Below are 16,484 nucleotides of genomic sequence, written 5' to 3' on the forward strand. Positions count from 1 at the left end.
GGTGTGGCGGACGCGATTTCGGGTAACTAGTCAGCCATGCGTCCGCTCCCCTTGGCCAAAACCGCATCCGCAACGCTTGCCGCCGCCTTGGTCGGTGGGCTGGCGAGCCGCCCGGCAGAGTCGTCCTGGTATGCCGCGTTGCGGTGAGCGTCAGCTGAACGGCTTGCGCTGATCCAACCGCCGCGATGCCAATCCGCCCGTGCGCCACACTCTGGCGATCCAGTCTTCGTCCTCGTCGGTGACCAGGTTGCCCATCACCCGCACCGCGATCCGCATCAGGGTCGTCGAGCGCATGGCAACCGGACCCGTCAACGGCAGGAACCGGGGCAGCGTCAACAGCAGCGCCAGACGCCGCGCCACGGAGAACCCGCGGGCGTAATGGTCGGTCAGCAGCGAGGGCCATGCGACGGACAGATCACCCGATCCCAGCAGTTCGGCGGCCAGCCGACCGGTCTCAAGGCCGTAGTCGATGCCTTCACCGTTGAGCGGGTTGACGCACGCCGCGGCGTCGCCGATCAGCATCCAGTTCGGTCCGGCCACCCCGGACACCGCGCCGCCCATCGGCAGCAGGGCCGACAGCGCGGCGCGGGGCTCTCCGGTGAAACCCCACTCCTCCCGGCGCAGCCCGGCGTAGTAGGACATCAGTGGGCGAAGAGCTGCGTCCGCGGGCCGCTTCGCGGTTGCCAGCGCACCGACGCCGATGTTCACCTCGCCGTTGCCCAACGGGAAAATCCAGCCGTAGCCGGGCAGCACCTTGCCCTCGGGGGAGCGCAGTTCCAGATGCGAGGTGATCCACGGTTCGCTGGCCCGTGGGGTCGCGATGTATCCGCGGATGGCGACGCCGTAGACCGTCTCCTTGTGCCAGGCCCGGCCCAGCGCACGGCCCAAGGTGGACCTGGCCCCGTCGGCCACGATCAGCTCGGTGCAGCCGACGGTGCTGCCGTCGTCGAGCAGTACGGCTTCGGCCCGTCCGGCTGAGTCATGCTGCACACCAACGGCTTTGACGCCCAACAACATCTTCGCGCCGTCGTCGGCGGCCACCGTACGGATCCGTTCGTCGAGCTCGGAGCGCGGCACCGCGCTGCCGGTCGACGGAAACGACGGGCCCGGCCATGGGACTTCGACGTCGGCGCCGAAACCCGACATCCGCAGCCCGCGGTGCCGGATCCGGCTGTCCAGCCACGGCCCCATACCGAGCCGTTCCAACTCCGCGACCGCGCGCGGGGTCAGCCCGTCACCGCAGGCCTTGTCGCGGGGAAACTGTGCCGCGTCGATCACCAGCACATCGCGCCCGGCGCGGGCGGCCCACGCGGCGGCTGCCGAACCCGCTGGTCCGGCGCCGACGACGACCACATCGGCCTTGGTGTTTCCGCGGGTCGGTCCGCTCCTGCCCGCCGGTGTGTTCATGCTTCCCAGTATGTTGGCAGGGTGAGGACACCAGCGACCGTGGTGGCAGGCGTTGACTTCGGCGACGCGGCATTCGCCGCCGACGTCCGCGACGGGGTAGCCCGGATCGAGGACTTGATGTCCACTGAACTGGGCAAAGCCGACGAGTTGATGGCCGAGGCCGTCCAGCACCTATTCCAGGCCGGCGGCAAACGCTTCCGCCCGCTGTTCACAGTGCTGTCCGCCCAGCTGGGGCCCGAGCCCGATGCCTGGCAGGTCAGCGTGGCCGGTGCGGTCATCGAGCTCGTGCATCTGGCGACGCTGTATCACGACGACGTGATGGACGAGGCGCAGATGCGCCGGGGTGCGCCGAGCGCCAACGCCCGGTGGGGCAACAACATCGCGATCCTGGCCGGCGACTATCTGTTCGCGACTGCGTCGCGGCTCGTGTCGCGGCTCGGGCCCGAGGCCGTGCGTGTGATTGCTGACACATTCGCGCAATTGGTCACCGGTCAGATGCGGGAGACCCGCGGCGCCGCCGAGCATGTCGACTCGATCGACCATTACCTCAAGGTGGTGTACGAGAAGACCGCGTGCCTGATCGCCGCGTCGGGCCGTTTCGGTGCGACGTTCTCCGGCGCCGACGAGCAGCAGATCGAGCGGCTCAGCCGGCTCGGCGGGATCGTCGGCACTGCCTTCCAGATCTCCGACGACATCATCGACATCGACAGCGATCCCGACGAATCCGGCAAGGTTCCCGGCACTGACCTGCGCGAAGGCGTGCACACCCTGCCCGTGCTGTACGCGTTGCGGGAATCCGGACCGGAAGCCGACCGGCTGCGCGAATTGCTGGCCGGGCCCGTTGAGCGCGACGAGGATGTGGCCGAGGCGCTGAACCTGCTGCGTGGGTCGGCCGGTATGGCGCGGGCCAAGGAGACGGTCGCCTCGTATGCAGCCCAGGCGCGCGACGAGTTGGCCGCTCTGCCGGACGGCCCGGGCCGTCATGCGCTCGCTTCGCTCGTGGACTACACGGTGAACCGGCACGGCTAATCCGGAACCCGGGTGGGGTTGCTGAGCGTTTAATCGGCAATGACTGTCCTGGTTCCTAATAGAAGGAAGCTCCGATGACCTGGAATCCGCACGCGAACAGGCTCAAGACTTTCCTGTTGCTCGTGGTGTTCTCCGGTTTGATCGTCGGCGTCGGTGCACTGTTCGGCAGAAACATCATGTTCCTGGCGGTCGTGTTCGCCATCGGCATGAACGCCTACGTGTACTTCAACAGCGACAAGATGGCGTTGAAGGCGATGCACGCCCAACCGGTCACCGAACTGCAGGCGCCTGCGATGCACCGCATCGTGCGGGAGTTGGCCAACGCCGCTCACCAGCCGATGCCGCGGCTGTACATCTCCGACACCGCGAACCCGAATGCGTTCGCGACCGGCCGTAATCCGCGCAACGCCGCGGTGTGCTGCACCACCGGGATTCTGCAGATCCTCAACGAACGCGAATTGCGGGCGGTGCTCGGGCACGAGCTGTCTCACGTCTACAACCGCGACATCCTGATCTCCTGTGTGGCGGGCGCGATGGCGTCGGTGATCACGGCGCTGGCCAACCTGGCGTTCTTTGCGAGCATGTTCGGCGGGAATCGCGACGGTGGTACGAATCCCCTTGCCATCCTTTTGGTTTCGATGCTGGGGCCGATAGCGGCGACGGTTATCCGGCTGGCCGTGTCACGGTCCCGCGAGTACCAGGCCGACCAGTCCGGTGCCGAGCTGACCGGTGACCCCTTGGCGTTGGCCTCCGCGCTGCGCAAGATCTCCGGTGGAGTGGAGGCCGCACCCCTGCCGCCGCAACCCCAACTTGCCGATCAAGCACATCTGATGATCGCCAGCCCGTTCCGCGCCGGCGAGCGGATGGGCAAGCTGTTCTCCACACACCCGCCGATTGAAGAGCGCATCCGCCGGCTGGAGGACATGGCCGGCCGCGGCCCCGGCCAGTACTGATCCCCTAGCACCGCACTTAGCACCGCGAGCGTGTGCGTCTGTTGCCCGCCACGCCGCTAATCGCCAGCATTTTGCGCACCCTCGTGTGAGGTATGCCGCGGCTTGGACCGCGATCAGTAATACCCCCTAGGGGTACTTGTGCCCTTAAGCTTTCCGATGTAACGTCGTCAACGTCAGATACCCCTAGGGGGTATAAGGTGAAGGGAGCAGGCAATGACGGTGACAACGACGGCGGACTGGTATCTCAAGGGCGACTGGTTCGATGTGTGCAGCTGCAAGTTGCCCTGCCCATGCAGCTTCGCCCAGGAACCCACGCATGGCGATTGCTTGTTCACCCTCGTCTGGAAGATCAGCGAAGGCCGTTACGGGTCAACAGATCTGAGCGATCTCGGCGTGGTGGCGTTGGGCGAGTTCAAAGGCAATATGTGGATCGGTGATCCCGAGGCGACGATGTCGCTGATGTTCTACATCGACGACAAGGCCGATGCCGATCAGCGTCACGCACTGGAGCAGATCTTCACCGGGAAAAAAGGTGGTTGGCCCGGTGAATTCGGCAGCCTGATCGGTGAGTTGCGCGGGATCGAATACGCGCCAATCACATTCGACGCCGCCGAGGACCTCGCCTACTGGCGCGCCGAGATTCCCGGAAAAGTCGATGTGCGCGTGGAGGCGCTCACCGGCCCGACTTCGGATCCGAACAAGCGGGTCACCACGGTCAATGCGCCCGGTGCCGAGGTGGGTCCGGGACAGGTCGCGACGTGGGGCGTGGTCACCAAAGATGACGCCATCGGGTTCGACTTCTCGCACGAGTATCGCGGCGCGTCGAGCAAGCACTTCCCGTTCGACTGGCGGCCCGAGGCTCTGAACCCGGACGCTTGACGCCCAGCGCGAGCGTGCGTGGAATGCTGCCGAAACACGGTGTGTCGGGCAGCAGACACGCACGCTCGCGCAAACGGGGTGACCGTACTGACTACAACTAGGCGGCGTCGGCGAGGGTTTCCACCAACGTCGGCGTCACCCGCAGCACTCCGGCGGTGGGGATGTCGTAGAACAGCCCGATCACGTTGACGCCACGCACAAGTGGATGTTCCAGCAGGGTCTGCACCTGGACCGCGATGTTGACCATCGACAGCTGATCCACCACAACGAACCCTGCCGCCGCTGCCGAGCGCGCCACCGGATGCCGGCCGTCGTCGAACGCCTTCAACACCGGATTGCCTTCGGACAGCCAGGTTTTCAGATACTCATCACCGTCGCCTCTGGGCGCGAGATTGCCCAGCAGGGCGTTCATCGCGCCGCAGCTGGAATGCCCGCACACCACGATGGAGCTCACATGCAGCCGGTCTACCGCGAACGCGATCGCCGCCTCCATCGACGCATCCGTCTGACCCGCCGGAATCATGTTGCCCACGTTGCGGACTGTGAACAGGTCTCCCGGCCCGCTGCTCGTGATGACGTTGGGCACGATGCGCGAGTCGGTGCAGGTGATGAACAGCGTCTCCGGGCGCTGAGCATGTTCCAGTTCTTTCATGTGCGGACGCAGCACCGGCGCGGTGCGCCGATGGTAGGCGGCCAGCCCGTGCAGCACCGACGCCGAATCGTCGTGCCGCCAGGAGCTCCACGGCACCACGCCGGAACGCTTGTCGAACGGCGTGAATGCGCGGATCGGCGGCCCTGCCACCGCACTGCCCATCTCGACGGCGCCGACGTCATGGATCTCGACCGTGCCACCGGTGGCCAGGTGCTGGCGCTGCCACTCGTCGATGGTCCCGTGTGCGGCGTGGTCGATGAAGTCAACGGACAGTTCGACGGTCACGTGGGCGCCGGCGGGGACGGTCGCCAGCACGCTGGTCAACCTGGGCAGCGACAGGAACGTGCAGGAGCCTTCGATGGCGACGCGCCAGTCATCCTCACCAACCGGCTCGGCATGGATTTTGGCGCGCACCACCCGCCACACCGTCAGCGCGATCGCCAGTGCCAGCCCGATCAGCACTCCCTCCAGCAGGTTGAGGAACACCACGCCCGCCACGGTCACCACATAGACCGCGAAATCACCTGTCAGCCGGGCGGTTTCGATGTGCGCACGTTTGACCAGCTGGCAGCCGATGACGATCAGCAGTCCGGCCAGCGCCGCGGTCGGGATGAGCTGGGCCAAGCCGGCGAACGGCAGGGCGAACACCAGAACCCACACCCCGTGCATGATCGCCGACGCCCGGGTGCGGGCGCCCGCGGCGACATTGGTGGAGCTGCGCACGATGACGCCGGTGACCGGCAGCCCGCCGATCGCTCCGGAAACCATGTTGGCGGTGCCCTGGCCGATCATCTCGCGGTCGAAGTTCGTCCGCGGGCCGGTGTGCATGCGGTCGACGGACACCGCCGACAACAGACTCTCGACGCTGGCGATCAGCGCTACCGTCAGCACGCCCGCGGCGAACGCACCCCAGTTGCCGTCGGGCAGGTTGGGCATCGCGATGGCATCGAGCAGCGAGCCGTCGAGCTGGATACGCGTGACGTCGAAGGGCACCAACACACTCAGTGCTGTCACGCCGGCGATGGCGACGAGCGGCCCGGGCACCTTTCGCACCGCCGCGGGCATCCATCGCCAGCCGACCAGTATCGCGATGACGAGTACGCCGAGCAGCAGGCCCGCGCCGTGCGCGGAGGCCAACTGGCCGGGCAGTTCGGTGACGTTCGCCCATGCCGAGCTGTTGGAGCTGCCGCCAAGCAGCACGTGCACCTGCTGCAGCGCGATGGTGATGCCGATGCCTGCGAGCATCGCGTGCACCACCACGGGGGAGATCGCCAGCGCGGCGCGCGCCACGCGGCTCAGCCCGAACATCACCTGCAGGATCCCGGCGCCCACGGTGATCGCACAGGTGACGGCCCAGCCGAACTGGGACACCAGGCCGGCCACCACCACGGTCAGGCCGGCTGCCGGACCGCTCACCTGCAGCGGGGACCCGCCGAGCGCGCCGGCGACGATGCCGCCGACGACCGCGGCGATGATGCCGGCGAGCACCGGTGCACCCGAGGCGACGGCGATGCCCAGTGACAGCGGCAATGCGACCAGGAACACCACAAGGGAGGCGGGTAGGTCGTACCGCAGCACCGCCCGGGCTTTCTGTTGAAGGGTTTGCTGCATCTCGTGTTCCTATCTGGAGTGCGGTGTTGGCCCGGGCGTGCGTCATCGCGATGCCCGGTCAGTGCGGTGACTCCGTTGTCGCTGAAATAGCGTTGAAAGACATTGCAAGACAGCGATATACAAGCTGCAAAAAGGTCCACGGTGACCCGGCAATGTCCAATTGCTATGGGCGAGAGTATTTATCACTGGAACAACTCGTCAAGGAAGTACGGCCGACGCATAGAGAACCCAAATCTTGCGTTGCGCTCTGACACCCCGCCAGTTACCAAGTATTGACGCTGACGTTCGAAAGGCTATGTAGTGCAACAATTCTGGCGTGGGACACGTATCGATCTCGATAGTGATGAACGTCATAGCTGCCGGATCGACGGAGCTTGTCTGAGAACTCGCTATGAACTTGGTGACAACTGTCTATGTCCTCCGCACAATGGGTTCATGACGACGATGTCGGTATCCCCTCGTGCTCAACAACCCCGGCAGGCCATCCTCGGCCAGTTGCCGCGGATCCATCGTGCCGATGGGTCGCCGATCCGGGTGTTGCTGGTGGACGACGAGCCGGCACTGACCAACCTGGTGAAGATGGCCTTGCACTACGAAGGCTGGACGGTCGACGTCGCTCACAACGGCCATGACGCGGTGGCCAAGTTCGACGAGACCGAGCCCGACGTGGTGGTGCTCGACATCATGCTGCCCGACATCGACGGGCTGCAGATCCTGCAGCGGGTGCGGGAGGCCGACGGCTATACGCCCACACTGTTCCTCACTGCGAGGGACTCGGTGTTGGATCGGGTGTCGGGGCTGACCGCCGGTGCCGACGACTACATGACCAAGCCGTTCAGCCTGGAGGAATTGGTGGCCCGGCTGCGCGGGCTGCTCAGGCGGTCCAGCCACACCACGCCACCTGCCGATGAGGTGCTCAAGGTCGGTGACATGGTGCTCGACGGGGCCAGTCGCGAGGTCACCCGGGGCGGCGAGCCGATCGCCCTGACCGTCACCGAGTTCGAACTGCTGCGCTACCTGATGCGCAATCCGCGCCGGGCGCTGAGCCGAGCCGAGATCCTCGACCGGGTGTGGAACTACGGGTTCGGCGGCAAGTCGAGCATCGTCGACCTCTATATCTCCTACCTGCGGAAGAAGATCGACGCCGGTCGGCAGCCGATGATCCACACCGTGCGCGGCGTGGGGTACATCCTGCGGCCCAGTGAGTGACGCGATGACGCGCCCCCGATGGTGGCCGCGCTCGCTGCGCAGACAACTGGTGCTCGGGGTGACCTCGATCGTCACGGTGGTGCTGATCGCGGTCGGCGTGTTGTCGGTGTACAGCCTGCACACCTATGTGTCGACGATGAGCGATACCGAGGTGCAGCGGTCCCTGGCCGCGTTCAGCCACTCGTTCGAGAAGCTGCGCGACAAGGAGGAGATGCACGAGATCGCCAACGACGCCGAAGCGTTGACGGCGTTCGTCGGTCAGGCGCCGGGCAATCTGATCGCGGTTCTGCACGACGGGGTGGTGGTGCAGTCGGCGGTGTTCTCCGATGGGGAACCGCATCCGGCGCCGGTCGCGGTGGTCAAGGCGCTCGAGGCGCAATCGTGGGCCAGCGCGCAACCGCGCTCGGTCAAGCTGCCGGTGCTCGGGTCTTACCGGGTGTGCAGTCAATCCGCGGGCGACGGGGACGTTCTGGTCTCGGGCGTTTCGCTGGACAGCGCCAATCTGATGATCGCCCGCAAATCAGTGACCGTGGCGGTGATCATCATCGTCGCACTGATCCTCACCGCGGTGGCCACCGTCGCGGTGGTGCGGTTCGCGCTGCGACCGTTGCGCCGGGTCGCGGCCACGGCGGCCAAGGTCGCGACACTGCGACTGGACGGTGACGACCACCGGATCACCGCGCGCGTTCGCGACAAGGACACCGACCCGGACAACGAAGTCGGGATCGTGGGGGAGACGCTCAACCGGCTGTTGGCCAACGTGGACAGCGCGCTCGCCGAACTCGCCGCGTCGGATCGGCGCACCCGGCAGTTCCTCACCGACGCCAGCCATGAACTGCGGACCCCGCTTGCCGCGATCCAGGGGTATGCCGAGCTCACCCGTCAGGACAGCGCGAACCTGCCTGCGACCACCGAATACGCCCTGGCCCGCATCGAGGCCGAGGCGCGCCGGATGACGGTGCTGGTCAGTGATCTGCTGCTGTTGTCCCGACTGGGCGAAGGTCAGGACCTGGAGACCGACGACATCGATCTGTGCGATCTGGTCATCGACGTGGTGAACGACAACGCGGTGTCGGCGCCCACCCATAACTGGGTGGCGCGGCTACCGGACGATCCGGTGTGGGTGCTCGGCGACCACATCCGGTTACACCAGGTGGTCAGCAACCTGCTGACGAACGCCCGGGTGCACACCCCGCCCGGAGTCACGGTCGCCGTCACGCTGACTGCCAATGGCGAATACGCAGAATTGACGGTCGCCGACGACGGACCGGGTATTGACGCCGAATTGTTACCGAATCTGTTCGGTCGTTTTGTGCGGGCCGATAAATCCCGCTCTCGCGAATTGGGCAGCACTGGTCTCGGGCTGGCGATTGTGGCCTCGATAGTCCAAGCTCACGACGGCACGGTCACAGTGGCTTCCGACGCGGTCGAGACCGTATTCACTGTGCGTATCCCCATGTCGGTACGGGTATCGGCACCCGTTGCGGCGGTATTGTGAATTATATGAATTCGGCCTGAATTCGTTCGCCGATAAATGGTATGGGTTCGATATGAATTGATGGACCGGCCCAATTTACCTGCCTAGGCTGAAAGAAAGTTCAGCCGAATAGGAAAGGTAATACGCACATGAGGAATACCGTTATCGCCGCCGTCGCCGCAGGCTTGGCCATCACCGGCCTTGCGCTGGCCGGCCCGGCCGCCGCGGCGCCGACCGGCCAGACATCGGCCCGGCAGACGATCAAGGATCTCGAGGCTGAGGGTTACCGCGTCATCCAGACCAAGGTGGGCAGCGGGTCGTTGGACAAGTGCACCGTCAGCGCGGTGCGCCCTGGCCGCGACGTCACTGAACTGAAGGCCGCGCCGCGCGGCAACACCGAGGAAGTGGTCCGCTACACGACGGTGTACGTCGACCTCAAGTGCGGCTAGCGGTGGTCGCTTCGAACCGGCCGGGTTAGGGTGTCGACGTGCGGAGCAGAATGCTGATCGGCCTGGTAAGCGCCGCGGGGGCGGCAATCATGAGCGTTCCCGGTACCGCGGTGGCCGAGCCGCCACCGCCGCCGGTGCTCCCGAACATCAACGCGTTCCCGCCGGTGAAGACGTCGGAGTATGCGGTCATGGACAACAACTGGTACGCGTTCGCCACACCCGAAGGCGTCACCTGTGTTCTGCAGCGCTCCGGTGGTTACGGCTGCAGCGGTCCGATCCCGGCGGCACCCAACGGAGCGAATCTGGTGAGCGGCGGGCCCGGTGTTCCCGGGTTCGCCAGTTCGCCTGCTCCGGTGTTCGCGGCCGCCGGCGCGGCCAAGCCATTGCCGGCCAACAGCCGGATCAGCTACCAGACGGTGAGTTGCGGTACCGACGGCGTGATGACCACCTGCATCGACGGGCGCAATCAGGCCGGCTTCGTGATCAGCCCGGCCGGCAGCTTCGTCATCGGCGAGCAGCCGTCGGACTTCAAGCCGACCTTCCAGATCGGCTGAGTCAGCCGATCCCTTCGAGCGTCTCCACCTCACTGGTGCCGATGTTCGAAATCACGTGTGGTGAGCGGCGGCTCAGGATCCAGTACCACGCGAGCGCCGCGGCCACTGTCGCGATGAACAGCCACGGGATGACGTTCAGCGGGTAGGCCGGAATCGGATAGACGTTGGCGTAGAACACATATGCCATCGATGTGATGGCCACTGCGGCAGCCGGCCACACGAGCGGAACGCGAGCGTTGATGCTGCGCAGGAACTTCACGGCAGCCAGCGCCGCGGCCGCATAGGCCACCATGTACCCGTAGGTGCCGTAGGTGTCCACCCAGGTGACGACGTCCATCGGGTCGACGCCGCGAAGGTACATCACCACCGAGACGGCGATCACGAACGGGCTGACCGTGAGCAGCGCCCGGTGCGGAGTCAGGTGCGTGGGGTGCGTGCGGCCGATCGCGGCCGGCACCACACCCTCCTTGCCCATGACGTACAGGATGCGTCCGATGACGTTCATGGGCGCCACGACCACCGCGAAGAACGATGCGGCAATACCGAAGTTGAGGATCGGGTTGAACCACGTCGGCATGCCGACCAGTGTCGCGATGTCGTCGAGCGGTTGCGCGGATTCGCCGAGGGCCGGTCCGAGCGCGGCGACCTGGGTGTAGGCGGCGAAGATGTAGAGCACGCCGACGCCGGCCGCGCTCCACATGATCGCGCGGGGCACCGCGCGGTAAGGGTCCTTTGCCTCGCGGGCCAGGGCGTCGGAGCTGGAGAAGCCGACGAAGCCGAGGATCGCCAGCACCATGCCGACTGCGATGCCCGACGGCTGGGCGCCGCTCAGATCGAACTGGTCGGCGTCGAACGCGTCGGCCCCGAGGTGCACCAGGGTCGCCACCAAGAGCAACACGATGATGAAGATCGAAACCAGTTCGAGCACAAGCGAAACGCGCGCCGACAGTCGGATGCCGCGAATGGTGAACAGTGTGGCCAGCGCGCCGAGGATGACGGCCAGCACGATCTGGGCGGCCAGTCCGTGCACCGGGATGCCGAGCTGGTTGAGCAGTGTTGCGGTGTAGGCCACCGATCCGCTGAGTGATCCGGCCGCGATGCCGAAACACCCGATCAGCAGACTCACACCGGTCAGATACGCCCCGAACGGGCCCAAAGTCGTTGCGGCATAGCTGTAGAGGGAACCGGCCGACGACCGTCGTTTGGCGAACTGCGAGATGCAGTAGCCGACCGACAGGATCACCACCGTCGCGAGGGCGAACGACATCCAGGTGCCGCTGCTCGCGGTGGTGTAGATGGCCGCGGCGGTGAATGCGATGACCGCGCTCGGCGCGATGTTGGCGATGGCCTGGGCGGCGAGTTCGCCGCCGCCCATGACACCGCGCCGCAGGCCGGCGTCACCGTCGGTCGTGCCGGTCTGAAGATCCTCGGACACTGGGCTTCTCGATTCTTATCAGGCTGAGGGGATGAGGAGTTGGCGCAGGGCGTGTCCGGCTGCCAGGTCGTCGAGCGCGGCCGCGGCTTCGTCGAGCGGACGGCGGCCCGAGATCATCGATGCGAGATCGAGATTGCCCGCCATGACCTCGTCGACGAGTGCCGGGATGTCGCGTTCTGGCACCGCGGATCCGTAGTTGGAGCCCAGAATCCGCTGATCGCCTTCGGCAAGGGCCAGCGGGTCGAAGGTCGCGCGCTCGCCCTGCGGTGGTAGGCCCACGATGACGGCGGCGCCGCCGAGACCGAGTGCGGCGATCGCCTGCTCAGTGGTTGCGATCTTGCCGATCGCGTCGAACACATAGTCATAGCCGTCGGCGACGACATCGCGCAGCGCCGCAACGACATCGTCGGCCAACGATGCGTCGACCACGTCGGTGGCACCGAGTTTGCGCGCCAGTTCCAGCTTTTCGGCGACAACATCCACCGCCACGATGCGCGATGCGCCTGCCAGCCGGGCGCCCTGCACACATGCCAGGCCCACACCGCCGCAGCCGATCACCGCGACTGTCGAACCCGGTTGCACCCCAGCGGTATTGCGTACGGCACCGACGCCGGTGGCGATCGCGCAGCCCACGATCGCGATGTCCTCAAGCGGTGCGTCCTTGCGGACCTTGATCGCGCCGCTGCGCGGGACCACGACCTCCTCGGCATACGACGACACACCGAGGTAGTGGTGGATGCGCCCCCGCTCGTTGGACAGGCGCGTCGTTCCGTCGTACAGCGTCCCGCCGGCTGCGACGACCGACGCCACCAGCGAGCACTGTGCCGGCCGTCCGGCAAGGCACGCGCGGCATTCACCGCAGCCGGGCACCCAGCTCAGCACCACGTGGTCGCCGGGCGCGAGGTCGTCGACACCGGCGCCGACCGCGGTGACCACGCCGGAGCCCTCATGTCCGAGCACCACGGGTGCGGGGACGTCCCACGCCTTGGTGGTGACGTGCAGATCGGAGTGGCAGACGCCGGCAGCGGCGATCTTGACGCGGACCTCGCCGGCGTTGGGAGCCGCGAGGTCGACGTCCTCGACGGTGATGGTGCCGTCGCCGTCGAAGACCGCGGCCCGGATCTGCGTCGTGCCGTTCTGCTGGTCGGTTGGGGACACCGCCGTGCCTTTCTGTGCTTTGAGAGGTTTGAACCGCGTGTAGGGTTCAATGCCATAAAACGCTCGCCGTGTTTTATACCACTAAACGAATGGGCGTCAAGACCAAGGGGAGGCCTAGCGGTGACGGACAGCGCCGAGACTGGCATGGGCCGCGCCGGTGCCCGGTTGCGCGAAACCCGTCATCAACGGGGGTTGAGCCTGACCGACGTGGCCGCCAAGGCCGAGGTGACCAAGGGCTTTCTCAGCCTGGCCGAACGCGGGATGACGAATGTCTCGGTTCCGGTCCTGATCCGGATCTGCGCCGCCCTCGATATCGGCGTCGGCGATCTCTTCGAGTACCCGTCGGCGCCGATCGTCCGCAGCGGGGCGGGCGCACCGCTGGAGATGGGTGGGCACGGCGTCCGGGAGGAGCTCCTCACTCCGAAGGCCGAACGCCACGTACAGGTGATGCACACGGTGATGCGGCCGGGCGGCGGCTCCGGCGGGGCCTACATACTCGATGCCACAACGGTTTTCGTGTACGTGTTGAAGGGGCGACTGAGCATCACCGTCGACGGTGAGTCGACGTTGCTGAACACCGGCGACAGCATGACCTTCGGTGCGACACAGCCACACGACTGGCACAATCCGACCGGCGCCGAGGCCGAGGTGCTGTGGACCATCGCACCGCCGGTCGGGGCCGAGGACTTCAGCGCCGCGGTCCGCGGGGACTGACCCTCAGAACCCCGAGCCGTGCACCTCGTGCCCGGGTTTCTCGGCGGCCAGCCCGCGGTAGGCGTCCTCGACGGTGGTGCCGTGATTGATCACGCTGTCGACCTCGCGGGCGATCGGCATGTTGAGCCCGTAATTGTCGGCGAACTCCATGATCACGCTGGCGGCTTTGACGCCCTCGGCGACCTGGTTCATCGAGGAGATGATCTCGTCGATCTTCTTGCCTGAACCCAACTGCTCGCCGACGTGCCGGTTGCGGCTGCGCTGGCTGGTGCAGGTGACGATGAGATCGCCCATGCCTGCCAGCCCGGCGAAGGTGTCGCGGTGCCCGCCCATGGCCTCGCCCAGCTTCGCCATCTCCCGCAACGACCGGGCGATCACCATGGCGCGGGTGTTTTCCCCGATGTTGAGCGAATAGCCCATGCCGACGGCGATGGCGTAGACGTTCTTCAGCGCGCCGGCCATCTCCACACCCACCACATCGTCGGTGGTGTAGGTGCGAAAACGCTTGGTGCGGAACAACTCTGCGAGCTTGGCGGCCAGATGTTGGTCAGGCATGGCCAGCACGGCCGCGGCGGCGTAACCCTCGGCGACCTCGCGCGCGATGTTCGGCCCGGCCAGGATGCCTGCCGGGTGGCCGGGGAGCACCTCGTCGACGATCTCGCTCATCCGCATGTTGGTGCCCTGCTCCAGCCCCTTGACCAGTGACACCACCGGCACCCACGGGCGCAGTTCGCGGGCCAGTTCGGTGAGCACCCCGCGGAAGCCATGTGACGGCACGCCCATGACGATCACGTCCGCGCAATTGGCCGCTTCGGCGAAATCGGTTGTCGCCTTGAGGCTTTCCGCCAACTCCACCTCGTCGCCGAGATAACGGGAGTTGCGGTGGTTGTCGTTGATGTCCTTGGCTGTTTCCTCGGACCGCACCCACTGCAACGTCGGCCCGCGCCGGGCACAGATCGAGGCGACGGTGGTGCCCCAGGAGCCTCCGCCGAGGACGACGACGTTGGGTTCACGCTGCGCTGGTGCCATGGCGATCAGCGTATGGCCGCGATGCGGCTGCCCGCCGCAAGTTGGTCAGACGCGTCTGCGCATGGACCGTGCCCCGATCCCGGCCGCCGTGACACAGGCCAGCGCGACCGCCCCGGCGAACCAGGGGAAGACGGAGGCCAGGTCCCAACGGGTGGCGGCCCAGCCGGCGAGCAGCGTGGGAATCGCCATCGCGGTGTAGGCCAGCACGTAGAACGCCGACATGGTCTCGCCGCGCTGATCGGCGGGCACCACATGGGACAGGTGGCGCAGCGACCCGCCGAACCCGAGCCCGAATGTCGCGCCGAGAAGCGCCGCGGCCACGAAGACCAGCGGCCAGGAATGAGTCACCAACACAGGGACCGTCAGCACGAGCGTGATCGCCATGCCGACGTCGCCGACGATCGCCGCGCGATGGGCAGGCACCCGGGTGGCGGCCAGTTGGGCCATCGCGGCCGCGAATGCGGTCACACCGACCACGCCGCCGCCGAAGAGGAGGTTGTCGATGTGCGTCTGATGTGCGGCCAGCGACGGGTACAGCGAGAGCAGCACGCCGAGCACCGACCACGAGGCCATCGCGCCCAGTGCCGCGAACCAGAAATCGGATCGGATCTCCGGGGCCACGGCAGGTTTCGAGATCCGGATCGGTCCCGACGAGCGCGTAGTGTGCGTCTCGCGCAACGCCAGCAAGCCGACGCCGACGATCACGCACACGACGGCCACCACGGCATACGGCGTGCGCAGCGGATGCGGCGCGTACTGTGCCAGCACTGCCGAGCCGACGATCGCCACGGTCATCCCGATGTTGAAGGCGACACCGGTGAGCTGCCCGGATCGCACCCCGCGGTGCGGCCGAAGATCCAGTAGGGCAGCGGCGGCCACCACCACGATCGAGCCGACCGCGGCACCGTGGATGGTCCGGGCCACAAGGAGCAGCGCCATGTTGTCGGCCACCAGGAAGACACCGAGGCCGACGATCATCGCGATCATCGCGCCGATCAACACCGGTTTGCGGCCGATGACATCGGAGATCCGGCCGGAGATCAGCACCGCTGCCAGGGCGGCGACGGCGTAGACCGCGAAAACGATCGTGGTGGCCAGCGGCGTGAGGTGCCACACCGTTTCGTAGATCCCATAGAGCGGTGCGGGTAAGCCCGACACACCGAGGGCGACGCCGCTGAGGACAAGAAGCAGTGGGTAAGCCCAGCGCTGGGTCTCAGTACCGAACGAGCGGTCGGCTGCGTCCAGCGCCATCAGTGCTCCTCATGCGGTAGGTTTGATGCTCATCGAACCGGGTTGAGCTTACGCGGGGTTTGATGATCATCAAACTTATTTTCCCGTGACGGAGGGCACACGATGGCGGAAGTCGCCAGTTGCTCAGTGGGGTCCGTTCATCAGGTACTGGCCGCACTGCAGGATCCCGTGCGGTTGGAAATGGTGCGTCGCCTGCGTAATGCCGGCGAGCCGGTGAAGTGCGCGGCCCTGTATGACGGCATCAACAAGTCGACGGCCACCCACCACTTCAACGTCCTGCGCGACGCCGGACTGATCGAGCGCGTCGTCACCGAGGGCCACACCCGTCAGCGGTTGCGGTCCGAGGATGTCGACGCGGCCATGCCGGGCCTGTTGGATTCCGTCGTCTCTCGCGCCAATCGGGAAGCAGATCGCACCCAATGAGCCTGCCAACCACGTTTCCGTGAATTTTCGCGCGTTTCGGCTACGTCGACGAAGTTAACCTGCATGCTGAGTCAGGCCTCCGCCCTTGGATACCTCGGTGTGCTCGTTGCGATCGAGTGGCCCGGTGGCGACGGTCGATCGGCGCGTGTCGGCTAAACGCGTTGTGACAACTGCCAATACCTGGTCGCCGCAGTAGCGCGCGGCACCTGGAGCTTTGGTGATAGTGGCCGCCGGTCCACCCCGGTGGCACCCGC

The 16,484-nt window shown here is 66.4% G+C and carries 15 protein-coding genes; 9 read left to right on the top strand and 6 right to left on the bottom strand.

Going from position 1 to position 16,484, the window contains the following annotated elements:
- Positions 1 to 150: 150 nt before the first annotated feature.
- On the bottom strand, positions 151 to 1,407 hold the full coding sequence (menJ, locus tag ABQF30_RS00965; RefSeq protein ID WP_448460279.1) for a menaquinone reductase MenJ: 1,257 nt from the start codon (positions 1,405 to 1,407) through the stop codon (positions 151 to 153).
- 21 nt (positions 1,408 to 1,428) lie between these two features.
- Between menJ and grcC1 the strand changes: the two genes are divergently transcribed.
- From grcC1 to ABQF30_RS00980, 3 genes are all read left to right on the top strand, one after another.
- Positions 1,429 to 2,436 (top strand): nonaprenyl/(2E,6E)-farnesyl/geranylgeranyl diphosphat synthase, encoded by a 1,008-nt coding sequence (gene grcC1, locus ABQF30_RS00970; RefSeq protein ID WP_448460280.1) that lies wholly within the window; start codon positions 1,429 to 1,431, stop codon positions 2,434 to 2,436.
- Between the two features lie 74 nt (positions 2,437 to 2,510).
- Complete coding sequence (htpX, locus tag ABQF30_RS00975; RefSeq protein WP_448460282.1) at positions 2,511 to 3,389, top strand: zinc metalloprotease HtpX; 879 nt, start codon at positions 2,511 to 2,513, stop codon at positions 3,387 to 3,389.
- A 213-nt stretch (positions 3,390 to 3,602) separates the two neighbouring features.
- The gene (locus ABQF30_RS00980) at positions 3,603 to 4,268 is read left to right on the top strand and encodes a DUF1326 domain-containing protein (protein WP_448460284.1); all 666 of its coding nucleotides are present in this window, start codon (positions 3,603 to 3,605) and stop codon (positions 4,266 to 4,268) included.
- Positions 4,269 to 4,365: 97 nt separating this feature from the next.
- Here the strand turns inward: ABQF30_RS00980 and ABQF30_RS00985 are convergent, their stop codons facing one another.
- Positions 4,366 to 6,531, bottom strand: a complete 2,166-nt coding sequence (locus ABQF30_RS00985) for a SulP family inorganic anion transporter (protein WP_448460286.1) — start codon at positions 6,529 to 6,531, stop codon at positions 4,366 to 4,368.
- A 435-nt stretch (positions 6,532 to 6,966) separates the two neighbouring features.
- On the opposite strand from ABQF30_RS00985, the gene ABQF30_RS00990 reads away from it, so the two are divergent.
- The 4 genes from ABQF30_RS00990 (at position 6,967) to ABQF30_RS01005 (ending at position 10,220) form a co-directional block, all read left to right on the top strand.
- Positions 6,967 to 7,740, top strand: a complete 774-nt coding sequence (locus ABQF30_RS00990) for a response regulator transcription factor (protein WP_448460288.1) — start codon at positions 6,967 to 6,969, stop codon at positions 7,738 to 7,740.
- Between the two features lie 4 nt (positions 7,741 to 7,744).
- On the top strand, positions 7,745 to 9,238 hold the full coding sequence (locus tag ABQF30_RS00995; RefSeq protein WP_448460290.1) for a sensor histidine kinase: 1,494 nt from the start codon (positions 7,745 to 7,747) through the stop codon (positions 9,236 to 9,238).
- Between the two features lie 128 nt (positions 9,239 to 9,366).
- On the top strand, positions 9,367 to 9,666 hold the full coding sequence (locus tag ABQF30_RS01000; RefSeq protein WP_448460292.1) for a hypothetical protein: 300 nt from the start codon (positions 9,367 to 9,369) through the stop codon (positions 9,664 to 9,666).
- Between the two features lie 38 nt (positions 9,667 to 9,704).
- Positions 9,705 to 10,220 carry a hypothetical protein gene (locus tag ABQF30_RS01005; RefSeq protein ID WP_448460294.1) on the top strand — a complete coding sequence of 172 codons (516 nt, stop codon included), beginning with the start codon at positions 9,705 to 9,707 and terminating at the stop codon, positions 10,218 to 10,220.
- Between the two features lies 1 nt (position 10,221).
- Here the strand turns inward: ABQF30_RS01005 and ABQF30_RS01010 are convergent, their stop codons facing one another.
- Together ABQF30_RS01010 and ABQF30_RS01015 are read right to left on the bottom strand one after the other, a co-directional pair.
- Positions 10,222 to 11,655: an APC family permease gene (locus tag ABQF30_RS01010; RefSeq protein WP_448460296.1), complete on the bottom strand. Its 1,434-nt coding sequence runs from the start codon at positions 11,653 to 11,655 to the stop codon at positions 10,222 to 10,224.
- Between the two features lie 18 nt (positions 11,656 to 11,673).
- Positions 11,674 to 12,813, bottom strand: coding sequence for a zinc-binding dehydrogenase (locus ABQF30_RS01015; protein ID WP_448460298.1), 1,140 nt, complete (start codon positions 12,811 to 12,813; stop codon positions 11,674 to 11,676).
- Positions 12,814 to 12,933: 120 nt separating this feature from the next.
- Here ABQF30_RS01015 and ABQF30_RS01020 point away from each other — a divergent pair, with 120 nt between their 5' ends.
- Positions 12,934 to 13,527, top strand: a complete 594-nt coding sequence (locus tag ABQF30_RS01020; RefSeq protein ID WP_448460300.1) for a helix-turn-helix domain-containing protein — start codon at positions 12,934 to 12,936, stop codon at positions 13,525 to 13,527.
- Between the two features lie 3 nt (positions 13,528 to 13,530).
- On the opposite strand, the gene ABQF30_RS01025 is transcribed toward ABQF30_RS01020, so the two are convergent.
- Entirely contained in the window at positions 13,531 to 14,556 is a 1,026-nt protein-coding gene (locus ABQF30_RS01025; protein WP_448460302.1) for an NAD(P)H-dependent glycerol-3-phosphate dehydrogenase, read from the bottom strand.
- 45 nt (positions 14,557 to 14,601) lie between these two features.
- A complete protein-coding gene (locus ABQF30_RS01030) occupies positions 14,602 to 15,807 on the bottom strand; it encodes an MFS transporter (protein WP_448460304.1) in 1,206 nt (401 codons plus the stop codon).
- Positions 15,808 to 15,909: 102 nt separating this feature from the next.
- Between ABQF30_RS01030 and ABQF30_RS01035 the strand changes: the two genes are divergently transcribed.
- The gene (locus tag ABQF30_RS01035) at positions 15,910 to 16,230 is read left to right on the top strand and encodes an ArsR/SmtB family transcription factor (RefSeq protein ID WP_448460306.1); all 321 of its coding nucleotides are present in this window, start codon (positions 15,910 to 15,912) and stop codon (positions 16,228 to 16,230) included.
- The last annotated feature ends 254 nt before the right edge of the window (positions 16,231 to 16,484 follow it).

Source organism: Mycolicibacterium sp. XJ870, assembly GCF_053483975.1.

Bases quoted from the DNA above. Each gene is read 5' to 3' on its own strand.
- menJ (WP_448460279.1), bottom strand. From the start codon at position 1,407: ATGAACACACCGGCGGGCAGGAGCGGACCGACCCGCGGAAACACCAAG.
- htpX (WP_448460282.1), top strand. From the start codon at position 2,511: ATGACCTGGAATCCGCACGCGAACAGGCTCAAGACTTTCCTGTTGCTC.
- ABQF30_RS00980 (WP_448460284.1), top strand. From the start codon at position 3,603: ATGACGGTGACAACGACGGCGGACTGGTATCTCAAGGGCGACTGGTTC.
- ABQF30_RS00985 (WP_448460286.1), bottom strand. From the start codon at position 6,531: ATGCAGCAAACCCTTCAACAGAAAGCCCGGGCGGTGCTGCGGTACGAC.
- ABQF30_RS00990 (WP_448460288.1), top strand. From the start codon at position 6,967: ATGACGACGATGTCGGTATCCCCTCGTGCTCAACAACCCCGGCAGGCC.
- ABQF30_RS00995 (WP_448460290.1), top strand. From the start codon at position 7,745: ATGACGCGCCCCCGATGGTGGCCGCGCTCGCTGCGCAGACAACTGGTG.
- ABQF30_RS01000 (WP_448460292.1), top strand. From the start codon at position 9,367: ATGAGGAATACCGTTATCGCCGCCGTCGCCGCAGGCTTGGCCATCACC.
- ABQF30_RS01025 (WP_448460302.1), bottom strand. From the start codon at position 14,556: ATGGCACCAGCGCAGCGTGAACCCAACGTCGTCGTCCTCGGCGGAGGC.
- ABQF30_RS01030 (WP_448460304.1), bottom strand. From the start codon at position 15,807: ATGGCGCTGGACGCAGCCGACCGCTCGTTCGGTACTGAGACCCAGCGC.
- ABQF30_RS01035 (WP_448460306.1), top strand. From the start codon at position 15,910: ATGGCGGAAGTCGCCAGTTGCTCAGTGGGGTCCGTTCATCAGGTACTG.